The 15,424-nt window shown below is 73.2% G+C and carries 15 protein-coding genes and 1 riboswitch; of the genes, 6 read left to right on the top strand and 9 right to left on the bottom strand.

Annotation, left to right across the window (positions count from 1 at the left end; translation table 11 throughout):
* Window positions 1–45 precede the first annotated feature (45 nt).
* The 3 genes from ABZ721_RS35020 to ABZ721_RS35010 all read left to right on the top strand — a co-directional run bounded on the left by ABZ721_RS35020 (window position 46) and on the right by ABZ721_RS35010 (window position 4,321).
* Entirely contained in the window at window positions 46–540 is a 495-nt protein-coding gene (locus ABZ721_RS35020; RefSeq protein ID WP_358792831.1) for a GNAT family N-acetyltransferase, read from the top strand.
* A 165-nt stretch (window positions 541–705) separates the two neighbouring features.
* Window positions 706–783, top strand: a riboswitch (cobalamin riboswitch).
* Window positions 784–950: 167 nt separating this feature from the next.
* Entirely contained in the window at window positions 951–3,299 is a 2,349-nt protein-coding gene (locus ABZ721_RS35015) for a ribonucleoside-diphosphate reductase subunit alpha (protein WP_358792830.1), read from the top strand.
* Window positions 3,299–4,321, top strand: a complete 1,023-nt coding sequence (locus ABZ721_RS35010; RefSeq protein WP_358792829.1) for a ribonucleotide-diphosphate reductase subunit beta — start codon at window positions 3,299–3,301, stop codon at window positions 4,319–4,321. The genes ABZ721_RS35015 and ABZ721_RS35010 overlap by 1 nt, the downstream gene beginning before the upstream one ends.
* An 87-nt stretch (window positions 4,322–4,408) precedes the next feature.
* Here the strand turns inward: ABZ721_RS35010 and def are convergent, their stop codons facing one another.
* The 9 genes from def to ABZ721_RS34965 all read right to left on the bottom strand — a co-directional run bounded on the left by def (window position 4,409) and on the right by ABZ721_RS34965 (window position 12,091).
* Entirely contained in the window at window positions 4,409–5,065 is a 657-nt protein-coding gene (def, locus tag ABZ721_RS35005; protein ID WP_358792828.1) for a peptide deformylase, read from the bottom strand.
* 62 nt (window positions 5,066–5,127) lie between these two features.
* Window positions 5,128–6,123 (bottom strand): hypothetical protein, encoded by a 996-nt coding sequence (locus tag ABZ721_RS35000; RefSeq protein ID WP_358792827.1) that lies wholly within the window; start codon window positions 6,121–6,123, stop codon window positions 5,128–5,130.
* A 17-nt stretch (window positions 6,124–6,140) separates the two neighbouring features.
* Complete coding sequence (locus ABZ721_RS34995; RefSeq protein ID WP_358792826.1) at window positions 6,141–6,263, bottom strand: hypothetical protein; 123 nt, start codon at window positions 6,261–6,263, stop codon at window positions 6,141–6,143.
* Window positions 6,264–6,333: 70 nt separating this feature from the next.
* Window positions 6,334–7,689: an HD domain-containing protein gene (locus ABZ721_RS34990; protein WP_358792854.1), complete on the bottom strand. Its 1,356-nt coding sequence runs from the start codon at window positions 7,687–7,689 to the stop codon at window positions 6,334–6,336.
* An 83-nt stretch (window positions 7,690–7,772) separates the two neighbouring features.
* Window positions 7,773–9,167: an HD-GYP domain-containing protein gene (locus ABZ721_RS34985; protein ID WP_358792853.1), complete on the bottom strand. Its 1,395-nt coding sequence runs from the start codon at window positions 9,165–9,167 to the stop codon at window positions 7,773–7,775.
* A 201-nt stretch (window positions 9,168–9,368) separates the two neighbouring features.
* Complete coding sequence (gene rsrA / locus ABZ721_RS34980) at window positions 9,369–9,692, bottom strand: mycothiol system anti-sigma-R factor (protein WP_358792825.1); 324 nt, start codon at window positions 9,690–9,692, stop codon at window positions 9,369–9,371.
* The gene (locus ABZ721_RS34975; RefSeq protein ID WP_277440016.1) at window positions 9,689–10,531 is read right to left on the bottom strand and encodes a sigma-70 family RNA polymerase sigma factor; all 843 of its coding nucleotides are present in this window, start codon (window positions 10,529–10,531) and stop codon (window positions 9,689–9,691) included. Before ABZ721_RS34975 ends, rsrA begins: the two co-directional genes overlap by 4 nt.
* Window positions 10,532–10,595: 64 nt before the next feature.
* Window positions 10,596–11,261, bottom strand: coding sequence for an alpha/beta family hydrolase (locus tag ABZ721_RS34970; RefSeq protein ID WP_358792824.1), 666 nt, complete (start codon window positions 11,259–11,261; stop codon window positions 10,596–10,598).
* A 14-nt stretch (window positions 11,262–11,275) separates the two neighbouring features.
* Entirely contained in the window at window positions 11,276–12,091 is an 816-nt protein-coding gene (locus ABZ721_RS34965) for an SOS response-associated peptidase (protein WP_358792823.1), read from the bottom strand.
* 54 nt (window positions 12,092–12,145) lie between these two features.
* Between ABZ721_RS34965 and ABZ721_RS34960 the strand changes: the two genes are divergently transcribed.
* From ABZ721_RS34960 to rsgA, 3 genes are all read left to right on the top strand, one after another.
* Entirely contained in the window at window positions 12,146–12,859 is a 714-nt protein-coding gene (locus tag ABZ721_RS34960) for a M50 family metallopeptidase (RefSeq protein WP_358792822.1), read from the top strand.
* A gap of 103 nt (window positions 12,860–12,962) precedes the next feature.
* Window positions 12,963–14,303 (top strand): 3-phosphoshikimate 1-carboxyvinyltransferase, encoded by a 1,341-nt coding sequence (gene aroA / locus ABZ721_RS34955; RefSeq protein WP_358792821.1) that lies wholly within the window; start codon window positions 12,963–12,965, stop codon window positions 14,301–14,303.
* Window positions 14,304–14,310: 7 nt separating this feature from the next.
* Window positions 14,311–15,312 carry a ribosome small subunit-dependent GTPase A gene (gene rsgA / locus ABZ721_RS34950; protein ID WP_358792820.1) on the top strand — a complete coding sequence of 334 codons (1,002 nt, stop codon included), beginning with the start codon at window positions 14,311–14,313 and terminating at the stop codon, window positions 15,310–15,312.
* The last annotated feature ends 112 nt before the right edge of the window (window positions 15,313–15,424 follow it).

The raw sequence follows: 15,424 nt of genomic DNA, 5'->3' as shown, positions 1-15,424 counted from the left end.
GCCGCTCCCCACGAGGACGTGGGGGCCATGCGGCAGACTGCGGGGATGGACATCATCATCCGCCCCGCGCGAGCGGACGAGCTCGAAGAAGCCGGCCGCGTCACCGCCGAGGCGTTCATCGCCGACGGCCACACCTCACGCGACGGCACCTACGCCCCGAAGCTGCGGGACGCCCGCGCCCGCGCCGCGGCCGCGGAGGTGCTCGTCGCGGTCGAAGCGGCGGACGACACGCTGCTCGGCTGTGTGACGTTCGCCCCTCCCGGCAGCCCCTGGGGCGACATAGCCGAAGACGGCGAGGCGGAGTTCCGGATGCTCGCCGTCGACCCCGCGGCGCGCGGCCGCGGCGCCGGTGAGGCACTCGTCCTGGCCTGTGTCGAACGGGCCCGCGCCCTCGGCGTCCAGCGGCTGGTGATGTCCACCCAGCCGTCCATGGGCGGCGCCCACCGCATCTACGAACGGCTCGGCTTCCGGCGCACCCCGGACCGCGACTGGTCGCCCCTGCCGGGCATCGACCTGCTGACGTACGCCCTGCCGCTGTAGCGCGGCGACGGGCCGCGCACGCCTGCCCGCGCAGCCCCACAACCGGCCGCGCCCGTACGCCCCTTGTCACGCACAGCGTCCGCCGCGCAACACGCCAGACACAACATCTGGGGTTAGCGCCGCGACCCGCCACTAGATGTATGCTCAGGGCCGCTGTCCACGCAGGGGAAGCCGGTGAGAATCCGGCACTGCCCCGCAACGGTGAGCGGTCGTGCCTGCGCACGCCCGCACAGTCCGGCCACCTGCCGACGGCGCACCCGGTCCTGCCTTCCGGGTGCAGTGTTGTCCGGGCCTCGCGGGTTGGGCCGGCGGACGCGACCCGGCACACCCCTGCCCTGACGCGGTGTGCCCGAACGCGCCTGCTCCTCCCCCGTGACGCCGTCGCCGCGTTCGAGGGAGAGAGCACCAACGTGACCATCGCGCCCGCAGCCCCCGCCTCAGCAGGAACCGTCCTGCTGCACACCCTGACGGAACTGACCGTCGACCTCCCCGACACCGACCCCGGCCGGGTCGCCGCCGCGGCGCTCCGCGGCCGCAACGCCGGATCGGACGAGGCCGAACTGCGGGCGCTGGCCACCGAGGCCGCCGCCGGGCTCATCTCCGAGGACCCCCAGTACAGCCGGCTCGCCGCCCGGCTGCTGGCCCGCGCCGTCGCCGACGAGGCGGCGGGGCAGGGCGCCGTCTCCTTCTCCGCCTCCATCGCCGTCGGGCACCGCGAGGGCCTGATCGCCGACGCCACGGCCGAGTTCGTGCTGCTGCACGCCGCCCGCCTGGACGCGATGATCGACGACACGGCCGACGACCGCCTGGAGTACTTCGGCCTGCGCACCCTGCACAGCCGCTACCTGCTCCGGCACCCGATCACCCGCCAGGTCATCGAGACCCCGCAGCACTTCCTGCTGCGCGTCGCCTGCGGTCTCGCCGAGGACCACTCGGTGCGCGCCCTCGTCGAGGTCGGCGAGCTGTACGCGCTGACCAGCACGCTCTCCTACCTCCCCAGCTCCCCCACGCTCTTCAACTCCGGCACGCGGCACCCGCAGATGTCGTCCTGCTACCTGCTGGACTCCCCGCTGGACGAGCTGGACTCGATCTACGACCGCTACCACCAGGTCGCCCGGCTGTCGAAGCACGCCGGCGGCATCGGCATCCCGTTCAGCCGGATCCGCTCCCGCGGCTCGCTGATCCGCGGCACCAACGGCCACTCCAACGGCATCGTCCCGTTCCTGCGCACCCTCGACGCCTCCGTCGCCGCCGTCAACCAGGGCGGCCGGCGCAAGGGCGCCGCCGCCGTCTACCTGGAGACGTGGCACGCCGACATCGAGGAGTTCCTGGAGCTGCGCGACAACACCGGCGAGGAGGCCCGGCGCACCCACAACCTCAACCTCGCGCACTGGATCCCCGACGAGTTCATGCGCCGGGTGGACGCCGACACCGACTGGTCGCTGTTCTCCCCCGCCGACGTGCCCGAACTGGTCGACCTGTGGGGCGGCGACTTCGACGCGGCCTACCGCACGGCGGAAGCCGCCGGACTGGCCATCAAGACCATCCCGGCCCGCCAGCTCTACGCCCGGATGATGCGCACCCTCGCGCAGACCGGCAACGGCTGGCTGAACTTCAAGGACTCCGCCAACCGCACCGCCAACCAGACGGCGCTGCCGGGCAACGTCGTGCACTCCTCGAACCTGTGCACCGAGATCCTGGAGGTCTCTGACGACGGCGAGACCGCCGTCTGCAACCTCGGCTCGGTCAACCTCTCGCAGCACCTCGGCACCGACGGCGAGATGGACTGGGAGAAGCTCGACGCGACGGTCCGCACCGCGGTCACCTTCCTCGACCGCGTCGTGGACATCAACTTCTACCCGACCGAGCAGGCCGGCTCGTCCAACTCCCGCTGGCGACCGGTGGGCCTGGGCCTGATGGGCCTGCAGGACGTCTTCTTCAAGCTCCGGCTGCCGTTCGACTCCGCCGAGGCGCGGGTCCTGTCGACCCGGATCTCCGAGCGGATCATGCTCGCCGCGTACGAGGCGTCCGCCGGCCTCGCCGAGCGGCACGGCCCGCACCCGGCCTGGGAGCAGACCCGTACCGCCCAGGGCGTGCTGCACCCGGACCACTACGACACCGCCGACTCGCTGTGGCCCGAGCGCTGGGAGGCGCTGCGCGCCCGCATCGCGAGGACCGGGATGCGCAACTCCCTGCTGCTGGCCATCGCGCCGACCGCGACGATCGCCTCGATCGCGGGCGTCTACGAGTGCATCGAGCCGCAGGTCTCCAACCTCTTCAAGCGCGAGACGCTGTCCGGCGAGTTCCTCCAGGTCAACTCCTACCTGGTGAACGAGCTCAAGGAGCTCGGCGTGTGGGACGCGCAGTCCCGCGAGGCGCTGCGCGACTCCAACGGCTCCGTCGAGGGCTTCAGCTGGATCCCGGCCGAGGTGCGGGCGCTGTACCGCACCGCCTGGGAGCTGCCGCAGCGCGCCCTGATCGACATGGCCGCGGCGCGCACACCGTACCTGGACCAGAGCCAGTCGCTGAACCTCTTCATGGCCTCGCCCACCATCGGCAAGCTCAGCTCGATGTACGCGTACGCCTGGAAGAAGGGCCTGAAGACCACGTACTACCTGCGGTCGCGGCCCGCCACCCGGATCGCCCGCGCCGCCGCGGCGGCGCCGGTGGCCGCGCCCATCCCCCTCCAGCAGACGACCGACGACGACGCCGTCGCCTGCTCCCTGGAAAACCCCGAGTCCTGCGAGGCCTGCCAGTAATGCCCAACACCACCACCCACGAGAAGCACCTGCTGGACCCGGGCTTCGAGCTGACCCTGCGCCCCATGCGCTACCCGGAGTTCTACGAGCGCTACCACAACGCGATCAAGAACACCTGGTCCGTGGAGGAGGTCGACCTCCACTCCGACGTCGCCGACCTCGCCAAGCTCTCCCCGGGTGAGCAGCACATGATCGGCCGGCTCGTCGCGTTCTTCGCGACCGGCGACTCGATCGTCTCCAACAACCTCGTGCTGACGCTCTACAAGCACATCAACTCGCCCGAGGCGCGGCTCTACCTGTCCCGCCAGCTCTTCGAGGAGGCCGTGCACGTCCAGTTCTATCTGACGCTGCTCGACACTTACCTCCCCGACCCGGACGACCGGGCCGCCGCGTTCGACGCGGTCGAGAGCATCCCGTCGATCCGCGAGAAGGCGCAGTTCTGCTTCAAGTGGATGGACTCGGTCGAGAAGATCGACCGGCTGGAGACAAAGGCCGACCGCCGCCGCTTCCTGCTCAACCTCATCTGCTTCGCGGCCTGCATCGAGGGGCTGTTCTTCTACGGCGCCTTCGCCTACGTGTACTGGTTCCGCTCGCGGGGCCTGCTGCACGGCCTGGCGACCGGCACCAACTGGGTCTTCCGCGACGAGACGGGCCACATGGACGCGGCGTTCGCGTTCGTCGACACCGTCCGCGAGGAGGAGCCGGACCTCTTCGACGCGGAGCTGGACCAGCAGATCACCGACATGATCCGCGAGGCGGTCGAGGCGGAACTGCAGTTCGGCCGCGACCTGTGCGGTGACGGCCTGCCGGGCATGAACACCGAGTCGATGCGCGAGTACCTGCAGTGCGTCGCCGACCAGCGCCTCGCCCGGCTCGGCATCAAGCCGGTCTACGGCTCGGAGAACCCCTTCTCCTTCATGGAGCTGCAGGGCGTCCAGGAACTGACCAACTTCTTCGAGCGCCGCGCCTCCGCCTACCAGGTGGCGGTCGAGGGCACGGTCGGCTTCGACGACGACTTCTAGGCACCACCGCCGGTGACTCCCGCCGGCAACGCGTAAGGGCCCGGCTCCTGGAGCCGGGCCCTTACGCGTGCTGCCGCCCGCGGGCGGTCAGTCGTTGGGGACCGTCGCGAACTTCGGGGTGGCCTCTTCCATCTGGCGCAGCACGTCCTTGCGGTCGCGCTTGGAGAGGCGGTCGATGTAGAGCCGGCCGTACAGGTGGTCGGTCTCGTGCTGGAGGCAGCGGGCGAAGTAGCCGGTGCCCTCCAGGGCGATGGGGTTGCCCTTCAGGTCCAGGCCGCGGACGATCGCGTAGTCCGGGCGGGCCAGCTCCATGTAGGCGCCGGGCACCGACAGGCAGCCCTCGTTGGAGTCGTCGAGCACGCGCCGGTCGGCGGGGATCTCGTCCAGGACGGGGTTGCAGATGGCGCCGGTGTGGCGCACGCCGTCGTCGTCCGGGCAGTCGTAGACGAAGACCTTGAGGTCGACACCGATCTGGTTGGCGGCGAGGCCGACCCCCTCGGCGGCCTTCTGGCTCGCGAACATGTCGTCCACGAGGGCGGCCAGCGCGTCGTCGAACTCCGTGACGTCGCGGCACTCCCGGTGGAGCACCGGGTTGCCCACGACGGTGATCGGGCGGGCCGTGCCGCGCTCGCGGTACGCCAGCTCGCGCGCCTCGGCGTCCGTGACGTCGTCGAGGAACTCCGACGCGTCATCGTGGACGTGGACGTGCCGGTCCTGCTGCTTCTCGGTTTCCTGCTGCGACATGTTCCGCCGTACGCCTTCCCAATTCCGTCATAGACCCGTCAAGCGTACGGGGCCGCGCGAGGTCAGCAGACCTCCTCCAGATCACGCCAGTCCCGGGTGTCCGGGCTGTCCGCGATCCAGCTGTCGAGAAGGCCCCGTACGAGCGCAGCGGGTGCCGCTATGCCGCACTCGCGTTCGGGGACCCACAGGGTGCCCGCGCTGTGGTGGCTGAGGTGGCCCGGGTGGCCCGGCTCCCCGTGGTCGTGCGGGTCCCGGGAGGTCGCGGAGCCGTCGTCGGTGGGCATCCGGCTCTCCGAACAGGTACGGCACAGCAGCCGCACGGACGACGACCAGTCCTCGGCGGCGAAGCCCGCGTCGGCGGCCAGCCGCTCCAGGGCGTCCCGGTCGGAGGCCGTGGCGGCCTCCAGCAGGACCAGCCACGTCGGCACCGGCGAGGGCGCCCACAGCTCGATCTCGTCGAAGACCGGGTAGACCGACTTCGCGGAGCCCTCCGCGGTGGCGCGCTCGCCGTGCGGGACGCCGTCGTGCAGGACGACCTCGCCCCAGCGCCGCCCGGACGACGGCAGCGGGATGCTCAGCACCTCGATGCGCGCCGGGTCCAGCCGCCGGCCCCAGACGACCTCGGCCTCGCCCTCGGGCGACAGCCGCACGGCGGCGCTGCCGAGCGCGAGGCGGACCGCCTCCTCGGAGGCGCTCTCCGCGGAGCCGGACGGCAGCCGCAGCCCGTACGCCTGCCAGGAGCGGCGGGCCAGCGGCCAGTCCTGCAGCGCGGTGGCCGCGATGCCGAGGTTCCACCAGTCCGGGGCGCCGGAGTCGCGGTCCAGCAGCGCCACGGCGCGCAGCCCGGCCGTCCGGGCCTGCTCCCAGTCGTGGCGGAACTTGTGCAGCAGCGCGAGGTTGTACCAGGACTCCGAGAGCCACGGTTCCATGTCGGCGGCACGCGTGAGCAGCGCTCCCGCGTCCTCGTAGCGCCCGTCGCCGATGAGCGAGAAGGCGCGGTCGGTGGCCTGCCGCCACGTAGGGGAGGGCCGGTGCCGCACTCTGCCGAAGATCCTCACGATTCCCGCCTGCCTGCTCAGCCGATCACGGCCAGGACGTTGCCTTTCCGCACCACGTCCTCCTCGGACACCTTCAGCCCGGTGACCATTCCCGGCATCTCGGTGAGAACCGGGATGTCCCGCTCCACGGTCTCCAGCATGACGACGCTCCCGTTCCCCCGCAGGTTGTCTCCCCGGTCGGTGACAACCTTCCACATATCGGCCGTGGCTTCAGCCCGGATTCCGGTCCTCACCACTCCTCCTTGCCATCCCCAGCCGCATCCAACCATGTCGGTCGCGAGCACCGCTCATCGACTTCCGGTTCCCGGCCGGGGCCCGGCCCGCCCCGCCACGGGCGAGAACCCGGGTCAGCGCGTCCACGACGGCCGGATCGTAGTCCCTGGCGGTGGAGAGCCGCAGCCGCTCCACGGCCGCCAGACGGCGGTCCAGGGCCGCTGTGCCGCCGGTCAGGTCCTCGTACGCGTTGACGGCGCGGACGATACGGCCGGCGAGGGGCTGTTCGCGGTACGGGTCGGCCTGGCGCTCCACGATCACGGCCACCTCGGCGGGGACACCGGTCTGCCGGACCACGACACCGCCCAGCAGCGCGATGCGGCGCTGCTCCTCGGGCGCGAGCGGCTCGGTGGCGCCGCCGGGGACGGGGTCGACGAGGGAGAGCTGGCCGATGTCGTGCATGAGGGCGGCGTACTCCAGCAGCAGCAGCTCGCGCTGGGCCATCCCCAGCTCCCGGCCGACCTCCCGGCCGAGGGCGGTCACCCGGCGGGCGTGGCCCGCCGGGGTGTAGCCGGCCACCTCGGTGGCGCGGGCGAGGGAGGCGATGGTCTGCCGGTAGGTGGCCCGGATCGCGGCGTGGCGGCGGAGCGAGACCTGGGTGAGGAGCAGCGGGAGGCTGAAGACGGGCAGCGCCCAGAGTCCGGCGACGCCGACCGCCAGGGCCATCACGACCCCGCCGGCGCAGACCGCGGACCCGATGGTGGCCAGCGCCCGCACCTCGTCGCGCAGCACGGGCGCGAAGGGGTGCCCCGTCCTGGCGGTGGCGAGGGTGGCGGCCAGGACGGCGTCGCACAGGGCGGTGAGCGCCAGCAGCGCGAACAGGAACAGCGCGTAGAGCGGGCCGGGGTCGAGGAACCGCCGCAGCAGGCCGGAATTGTAGAGCGGCTGGAAGCAGGTGGCGGCGAAGGCCACGGCGAGCACGCGGCGGGCGGCGTCGTCCAGGGCGCGCGGGTCGGCGGCGCCCTCGGCGCGGGAGGCGGCCGTGCGGGGGCAGGCCGCCGTACGGGCGAGCCGGCCGAGCGCGGCGGCCACCACGACGACCGCGGTGACCTGCAGCACTCCGTGCGAGGTCCGGCTGCCGTCCGCCTCGCCGAGCAGCGCGTACGCCAGCGCCCCCGCGGTGGCCAGCGGCGTCGCCTCGCGGTCGCCGGGCAGCGGGATCCGGGTCGCCTCCCCCACCGCGATCAGCGCGGCGAAGGCGGCGGCGCTCGCCGGCTCGGTGACGCCGGCCCACACCGTCCAGCCGATCGCCACGGCGGTGAGCAGCGCGGTGGCCGCGTAGACCGCCCCCACGACGGCGGGCGGGCGGGAGCCGGCCGTGCCGCGGGCGCGGGGCCATCGGGGTGGCCGGGGCGCCGGCTCGTCGCGGAGCGCCGTCACGGGCGGTGGTCCGGCGCGGGAGCCGTGGCGGGGCGGCCCCCGGGGCGCGGCGGCGGCAGGCCGGGCCCGCCGGGCAGGGGCAGGTCGGACGGGTCGGCCGTCGCGGTGGGGGTCCAGACGTGCCGGTCGAGCGCGCTGACGAGGCCGGCGACCATGGCGGGGTCGAAGTGCGTCCCCGAGCAGCGGCGCAGCTCGTCCAGCGCCTCGCCGACGCCCCTGGCCCGGCGGTAGCTGCGGGTGGAGGTCATCGCGTCGAAGGCGTCGGCGACGGCGACGACCCGGGCGAACTGGGGGATCTGCTCGCCGGTCAGCCCGAAGGGGTAGCCGCTGCCGTCCATCCGCTCGTGGTGGTGCAGGATCGCGGCGCGGGCCTCGCCGAGGAACGCGATGCCGCGCACCACCTCGTGGCCGTACTCCGGGTGCAGCTCGATCACCCGGCGCTCCTCCGGGGTGAGCGGGCCGTTCTTGCGCAGCAGCCGGGTGGGGACGCCGATCTTGCCGATGTCGTGCAGGATCCCGGCGAAGCGCAGCGCGTCCACCCGGTCCTCGGCCATCCCCAGCTCGCGGGCGATGAACACCGAGGCGCGGCCGACGCGCTCGCTGTGGCCGCGCGTGTAGCGGTCCTTGATCTCGACGGCCTGCACCAGGGCCCGGACGGTCGCCCGGTGGGCGGTGTGCTCGCGGTGGACCTGCGCGAAGACCCAGCAGGCGATGTACATGGGAAGCAGCACCAGGACGGCGGCGAAGGCCCCGTACGAGCCGCGCCACAGCGCCGCCATCATCAGCCCGACCATCCCGTAGGTCAGGTGCGGGGCGATCGAGCCCAGCAGCGGGGTGCCCCAGGCGGCGCGCGGCGGGCAGCGCTCGGCGGTGACGAGCACGCCTCCGACGAGGGTGGTGGCGACCACGCAGAAGGTGAGCGCCGCCGCGGCGGCCGGCAGCAGCAGGTACGGGAAGTCGAGGTCGCGCAGGGCGCGTTCGCCGTCCAGCAGCCGCTGCGCGTGGCCCGCCGCGAAGGTGGCGACGGCGAGCTGCCCGGCGCGCCAGCAGCGCCGCAGCCACCGGGGGCTGCGCGCGACCCGGCCGACCATCGACCCCGGCAGGGCGACGAGCGCGGCGGCGGACGGCGGCAGCATCAGCGCCGCGGCGAGCAGCACCGGGTAGAACGAGCCGATCCCGGCCGGCGCCTCGCCCCCGGGGTCGCGGCGGGCGGCCGACGGGCTCCCGCCTCCCGCGGGCAGGAAGCCGAGCTCGCAGACCGCGTAGAGGACGGCGAGCACCGCGACCGTGGTCCAGGGCGTACGGGTGTCGAGCGCGGGGGCCGCGCACAGGGCGGCGGCGAGCAGGACCACCGCGACCCAGCCGCGGGCGGCCGGCGGCAGCGTCCGCAGGCTCACGCCGACTTTCGACCGCAGGGCGCCGGCCGCGGCCGTCGAGCGGCCCGACAGGATCCTCGAACCCAGCACCCTGCCTCCCAGTGCCCGAGACGGGCGCGGCTCAGCCCCCGATGAGTCCTCGGAGAATAGGGCCGCGCCCGTCGGGCGGGAGACCGATGTGCGGTTTGAGCGGATTGACGCCGCCGACCGTCACCCCTACGGGTGAGCTTCGGCCCCGCTCCCGGCGATGATCTCGGGTGCCTGCTCCGGCACCGGGGCGATCTCGCCGGAGCGGATCAGCTCGATCCGCATCATGACCTTCGACCGGAGGTCGGTGGGGACGTCGTCGCTGCCGCAGCAGCGCTTGACGAGCTTCTTCACCGCCTGCTCGAGGCCGTACTTCTCCAAGCAGGGGTGGCACTCGTCGAAGTGCTCCCTGAACTTGGCGCAGGCGTCGTCGGACATCTCCTCGTCGAGGTACTCGTAGAGGTGGTCGAGCACCTCGGAGCAGTCCGTCTCGTGTGCGTTGCCGCAGCTCATGTCCCTGAGCCCTTCTCGTCTCCCGCGCCGGCCGGGACGAGCCCGCGCTCACGGGCGTAGTCCTCGAGCATCGAGCGCAGCTGGCGCCGCCCGCGGTGCAGTCGGGACATCACCGTGCCGATGGGTGTCCCCATGATGTCGGCGATCTCCTTGTACGCAAAGCCCTCGACATCCGCGAGATAGACCGCGATGCGGAACTCCTCGGGGATCGCCTGCAGCGCCGACTTCACGTCGGAGTCCGGCAGGTGGTCGAGCGCCTGGGACTCGGCCGAACGCAGGCCGGTCGACATGTGCGACTCGGCGCGTGCGAGCTGCCAGTCCTCGATCTCCTCCGACCCGCTGCGCAGCGGCTCGCGCTGCTTCTTGCGGTAGGAGTTGATGAAGCTGTTGGTGAGGATGCGGTAGAGCCACGCCTTGAGGTTGGTGCCCTCGCGGAACTGGTGGAAGGACGCGTACGCCTTCGCGTACGTCTCCTGCACCAGGTCCTCGGCGTCCGCGGGGTTGCGGGTCATCCGCAGCGCGGCCGAGTACATCTGGTCGAGGAAAGTGAGGGCGTCGCGCTCGAAACGCTCGTTGCGCTCCGCGGAGCTCTCCTGTGCTTCCTCGCCGGCCGTGCCCGCAGCACCCGCGGTGCCGTCGTCGGTGCCGGTGACCGGAACCACCTCCTCCAAAACGGTCACGGGGCCGAAGCCGGACCCGCTCGGTTCGGAGGATATCCCGCTGGAGATCGGCGTGCCGGGCGTGCCGGTCCTGCCGCCTGTCGCAGGCCACTGGGCCCAGTCCAGGTAGGGTGCCTTCGCCTTCGCGTTCGCGCGTGGCTGGCATGCGGCTGAAACCATGCGGCGGCCTTCCTCACTCTGCGTTTTCGTACCGGTGATCCGGACAACGCATGCGCCTCAGCGGTCATTCCCGCCGTTGCCGCGCCTGTGTGCGAACAGACGTGTGTCCGAGTCCGGCCAGCCAGCCGCCGACACCCTCCGTGATCACGCCGAGTGCCTCCTCCTGGGAGAGATCGGCCTTCTTGGGCACGGCGAAGCCGTGGTCCGCGTACGGCACCGCGACGATCTTTGTCCCGGCGGGGAACTCCTCCGGCGGCCCGAAAGGATCCCGGCCGCCCTGCACCACCAGAGTGGGGACACCTGCCCCCAGCAGCTCGGCGGCCCGCGACTTCTCCGGCCGGCCCGGCGGGTGCAGCGGGAACGACAGCGCCAGCACGGCGACCGCCCCCAGCTCCACGGCGGTCCGGCAGGCCACCCGCGCCCCGGCGCTGCGGCCGCCCGCGACCACCGGCAGGCCGCGCCCGGCCAGGACGGGCCACAGCGCGCGCCAGGCCACGTCCAGCGTCTTGGGCGCGGGCGCCACCTTCTTCCCGGCGACCCGCCACGGCTGCTCCACCAGCGCCACGGTCACCCCCAGGGGCGGCAGCGCGGCGGCCAGGGCGACCAGGTCGCGCGCCTCGATGCCGCCCCCGGCGCCGTGCCCCAGCGCGAGGACCGCCCGCGCGCCGCGTCCGCCGTCGTACCACGTCACGCGGGCCTCGCCCGCCGGTGTGTCGATCACCCGCCCCATCCTGCCGGTCCCGGTCAGAAAAGGGTCTCCTCCTCGGGAGCGGCCAGCGCGTCGGTCAGCCGCGGCCCGTTGTTCCTGACGTTGCTGACCTCCGTGCCCACCGGATACACCCGCATCGATCCGGCCGGCGGCGGCACCAGCAGGCCGCGTATCTCCTCGGGGTCGGTGGTGGCCGGATCCAGCCAGGCGTCCCAGCGGTCCGGCGTCAGCACCAGCGGCATCCGGGGGTGGATGTCGGCCAGGCTGGCGGGGCCCTCGCCGGTGAAGCCGGCCGGCGGGGTCCGCTCCGCCTCCGTCGTGATCACGGTGCAGGTGGACCACCAGGCCTGCGGGTGGTCGTCGGGCAGCGTCCGGTCCCGCCAGAACTCGTACAGCCCGGCCATCGCCATCACCGAGCCGTCCGCGGGGGTCACGAAGTACGGCTGCTTGCGCGCCCGCTTCTTCTTCCCCTGCTCCTCCAACTGGCGCTCGTCGTGCGCGGTCAGCCACTCGTAGTACCCGTCGGCGGGTACGAGGCAGCGGCGGGCGCTGAAGGGGCGGCGGAAGGACGGCTTCTCGTGCACCGTCTCCGCCCGCGCGTTGATCATCTTCACGCCGACGTCCGGTGTCTTCGCCCAGGACGGCACGAGCCCCCAGCGCAGCCGCCGCAGCTGCCGCACCGGCTCCGGGCTCGGCGCGCCCTTCACCGGGCGCTCCAGCACGACGTGCACCGAGGCCGTCGGCGCCACGTTCCAGTTCGGCGCCCACTCCTCCTCCGGGGCCTGCTGCCGCACCTCGAACAGAGCCGCCAGGTCCTCGGGTTGCCGGCTCGCCGCATATCGACCGCACATGAGTGCCAGACTGCCACGGCACTCCGACACCGCACCGCTCGTTGCAGGGGAACGATGGATATCAAGAGCTTCACCGAACTGTGGGACCGCGTGATCGGCACGCAGCCCGATCCGTCGGCCTGGCTGGTCGGCGGGGCGGCCCTGATAGCCCTGGCCGCCGTGCTGCCCGACGGCGTCTGGCGGCTGAGCCGCAACGCGATCACGATCGCGCACGAGGGCGGCCACGGGCTGCTCGCGCTGCTGACCGGCCGCAGCCTGGAGGGCATCAGGCTGCACTCGGACACCTCGGGGCTGACCGTCTCGCGCGGCAAGCCCTCCGGGCTCGGCATGGTGCTGACGGCCGCCGCCGGGTACACCGCGCCGCCGCTGCTGGGCCTGGCCGGGGCCGCGCTGCTGGCCGCCGGGCACATCACGGCGCTGCTGTGGGGGGCGACGGCGCTGCTGCTGGCGATGCTGGTCATGATCCGCAACGCGTACGGGGCGCTCACGGTCCTGGTCACCGGCGCCGCGTTCCTGCTGGTGTCCTGGCTGACCGGGCCGCAGGTGCAGGCGGCCTTCGCCTACCTCGTCGTGTGGTTCCTGCTGCTCGGCGGCTCGCGCCCGGTCTTCGAGCTGCAGCGCACCCGCAGACGCGAACGGTCCAACACCTCGGACGCGGACCAGCTGGGCCGGCTGACGCACACGCCGGTGGGGCTGTGGCTGCTGCTCTTCTACGCGACGGCCGTCTGCTCGCTCGTCGGCGGGGGCCGCTGGCTGCTCGGGCTGTGACTCCGCGCGGGGCCCGTACCGGGCCCGGTACGGCCCCCGAAGGCCTTGCGCGCGGCCTCCGCACCCGGGGCGGGGCCGCCGTCAGCCACTAGGCTTGGCTCCCATGACCGACAGTTCCCCGCGCACCGCTCTCTGGCCCGCCCCCGTCGCCCCCGGCCCCGTCGACGCGACGGTCACGGTGCCCGGATCCAAATCGGTCACCAACCGCGCCCTGGTGCTCGCCGCGCACGCGTCGGAGCCCGGCTGGATCCGCCGCCCGCTGCGCAGCCGCGACACCGTGCTGATGGCGGACGCGCTGCGCGCCATGGGCGTGCAGATCGACGAGCAGGTGAACACCGTCGGCGGCGGCGAGGTCTGGCGGGTCATCCCGGCCGGCCTGTACGGCCCGGCCCGGGTCGACGTCGGCAACGCCGGCACCGTCATGCGCTTCCTGCCGCCGGTCGCCACGCTGGCCGACGGCCCGGTCCGCTTCGAGGGCGACCCGCGCGCCTACGAGCGGCCGCTGCAGGGCGTCATCGACGCGCTGCGCACGCTGGGCGCCCGGATCGACGACGAGGGACGCGGCGCGATGCCGCTGACCGTGCAGGGCGCCGGCTCGCTGTCCGGCGGGAAGGTGGAGGTCGACGCCTCGTCGTCCTCGCAGTTCGTGAGCGCGCTGCTGCTGTCCGGGCCGCGCTTCAACCAGGGCCTGGAGCTGCGGCACACCGGCCGCACGCTCCCCTCCCTCCCCCACATCCGCATGACGATCGACATGCTGCGGCTCGCGGGCGCGAAGGTCGACGCCCCGCAGGACGGCGGCGAGCCGAACGTGTGGCGGGTCGCGCCGAGCGCGCTGCTCGGGCGGGACCTGACGGTGGAGCCCGACCTGTCGAACGCGGCGCCGTTCCTCGCGGCGGCGCTGGTCACCGGCGGCCGGGTCACCGTGCCGGACTGGCCCGAGCGGACCACCCAACCGGGCGAGGCACTGCGGGAGATCTTCACCCGGATGGGCGGTGCCTGCGAGCTGACCGAGCAGGGGCTGACGTTCACCGGCACCGGGCGGATCCTGGGGATCACCGCGGACCTGCACGAGGTCGGCGAGCTGACGCCCGTCATCGCGGCGGTCGCCGCGCTGGCCGACTCACAGTCCGTGCTGTCCGGGGTCGCGCACCTGCGGCTGCACGAGACGGACCGCCTCGCGGCCCTCGTCGCCGAGATCAACGGTCTGGGCGGCGACGCCACCGAGACCGAGGACGGCCTGCGCATCCGGCCCAGGGCGCTGCACGGCGGGGTCTTCCACACCTACGACGACCACCGGCTGGCGACGGCGGCGGCCGTGCTCGGCCTGGCCGTCCCCGGCGTCCAGGTGGAGAACGTCGCCACCACCGCCAAGACGCTGCCGGAGTTCCCGGAGCTGTGGGCCGACATGCTCGGCGCCTCCTCCGTCACGGCGGGGCGGGGCTGACCGCGCCATGCGTCGCTACGGCAAGAACCCCGACGAGGACGACATCCGCGTCCGCCCCAACACCAAGGGCAACCGCCCCCGCACCAACATCCGGCCCAAGCACGAGGACGCGGCCGAGGGCATGGTCCTGACCGTGGACCGCGGCCGGCTGCACGTCCTGATCGGCGACCGGACCATCGTCGCGATGAAGGCCCGCGAGCTGGGCCGCAAGAGCGCCGTGGTGGGCGACCGGGTGGCGGTCGTCGGCGACCTGTCCGGCGACAAGGACACCCTGGCGCGGATCGTGCGCGTCGAGCCGCGCAAGTCCGTGCTGCGCCGCACCGCCGACGACGACGACCCGTACGAGCGGGTGGTCGTGGCCAACGCCGACCAGCTCGCGATCGTCACCGCGCTGGCCGACCCCGAGCCGCGCCCCCGCATGATCGACCGATGTCTGGTGGCGGCGTACGACGCGGGCCTGGAGCCGCTGCTCGTGCTCACCAAGTCCGACCTGGCCTCGCCGGACAAGCTGCTGGAGACCTACGCGACGCTCGGCGTGGCCTACGTGGTCACCAACCGCGACAACTTCCTGACCGGCGGGGTGGACGCGGTCCGCGAGCGCCTCAAGGGCCGTATCACCGCCTTCGTCGGGCACAGCGGCGTCGGCAAGACGACCCTGGTGAACGCGCTGGTCGAGCGGCAGCGCGCCACCGGCATCGTCAACGCCGTCACCGGCCGCGGCCGGCACACCACCACGTCCGCGCTGGCGCTCCCGCTGCCCGGCGACGACGGCTGGGTCGTGGACACGCCGGGCGTGCGCTCCTTCGGGCTGCACCACATCGACCCGTCGCGCGTCATCCTCGCCTTCCCCGAACTGGTGGCCGGGACCGAGGGGTGCCCGCGCGGCTGCAGCCACGACGAGCCCGAGTGCGCGCTGGACGCGTGGGTCGCCGCGGGGCACGCCGACCCGGCCCGGCTGGACTCGCTGCGCCGGCTGCTCGCGACCCGGGAACGCCGCGAGGGCGACTGATCCGCGGCGCCCTCCGGGGCTTCTTTCGTCCGTTCGCCCGTTTGCCGTTCCGTCCCAGGAGCGTTGCCGCCATTTCTGGGCATGCTGTGTGATGATCCATCAGTCCGACAGC

This window comes from Streptomyces sp. NPDC006733, from assembly GCF_040636125.1.
Classification (GTDB): domain Bacteria; phylum Actinomycetota; class Actinomycetes; order Streptomycetales; family Streptomycetaceae; genus Actinacidiphila.
This window is presented reverse-complemented; position numbering and strand designations above follow the sequence as displayed.

Excerpts from the sequence above, each read along its gene's own strand:
- ABZ721_RS35020 (WP_358792831.1), top strand. The coding sequence starts at position 46 with ATGGACATCATCATCCGCCCCGCGCGAGCGGACGAGCTCGAAGAAGCC.
- ABZ721_RS35010 (WP_358792829.1), top strand. The coding sequence starts at position 3,299 with ATGCCCAACACCACCACCCACGAGAAGCACCTGCTGGACCCGGGCTTC.
- def (WP_358792828.1), bottom strand. The coding sequence starts at position 5,065 with ATGTCGCAGCAGGAAACCGAGAAGCAGCAGGACCGGCACGTCCACGTC.
- ABZ721_RS34995 (WP_358792826.1), bottom strand. The coding sequence starts at position 6,263 with ATGCTGGAGACCGTGGAGCGGGACATCCCGGTTCTCACCGAGATGCCG.
- rsrA (WP_358792825.1), bottom strand. The coding sequence starts at position 9,692 with ATGAGCTGCGGCAACGCACACGAGACGGACTGCTCCGAGGTGCTCGAC.
- ABZ721_RS34975 (WP_277440016.1), bottom strand. The coding sequence starts at position 10,531 with ATGGTTTCAGCCGCATGCCAGCCACGCGCGAACGCGAAGGCGAAGGCA.
- ABZ721_RS34970 (WP_358792824.1), bottom strand. The coding sequence starts at position 11,261 with ATGGGGCGGGTGATCGACACACCGGCGGGCGAGGCCCGCGTGACGTGG.
- ABZ721_RS34965 (WP_358792823.1), bottom strand. The coding sequence starts at position 12,091 with ATGTGCGGTCGATATGCGGCGAGCCGGCAACCCGAGGACCTGGCGGCT.
- ABZ721_RS34960 (WP_358792822.1), top strand. The coding sequence starts at position 12,146 with ATGGATATCAAGAGCTTCACCGAACTGTGGGACCGCGTGATCGGCACG.
- aroA (WP_358792821.1), top strand. The coding sequence starts at position 12,963 with ATGACCGACAGTTCCCCGCGCACCGCTCTCTGGCCCGCCCCCGTCGCC.
- rsgA (WP_358792820.1), top strand. The coding sequence starts at position 14,311 with ATGCGTCGCTACGGCAAGAACCCCGACGAGGACGACATCCGCGTCCGC.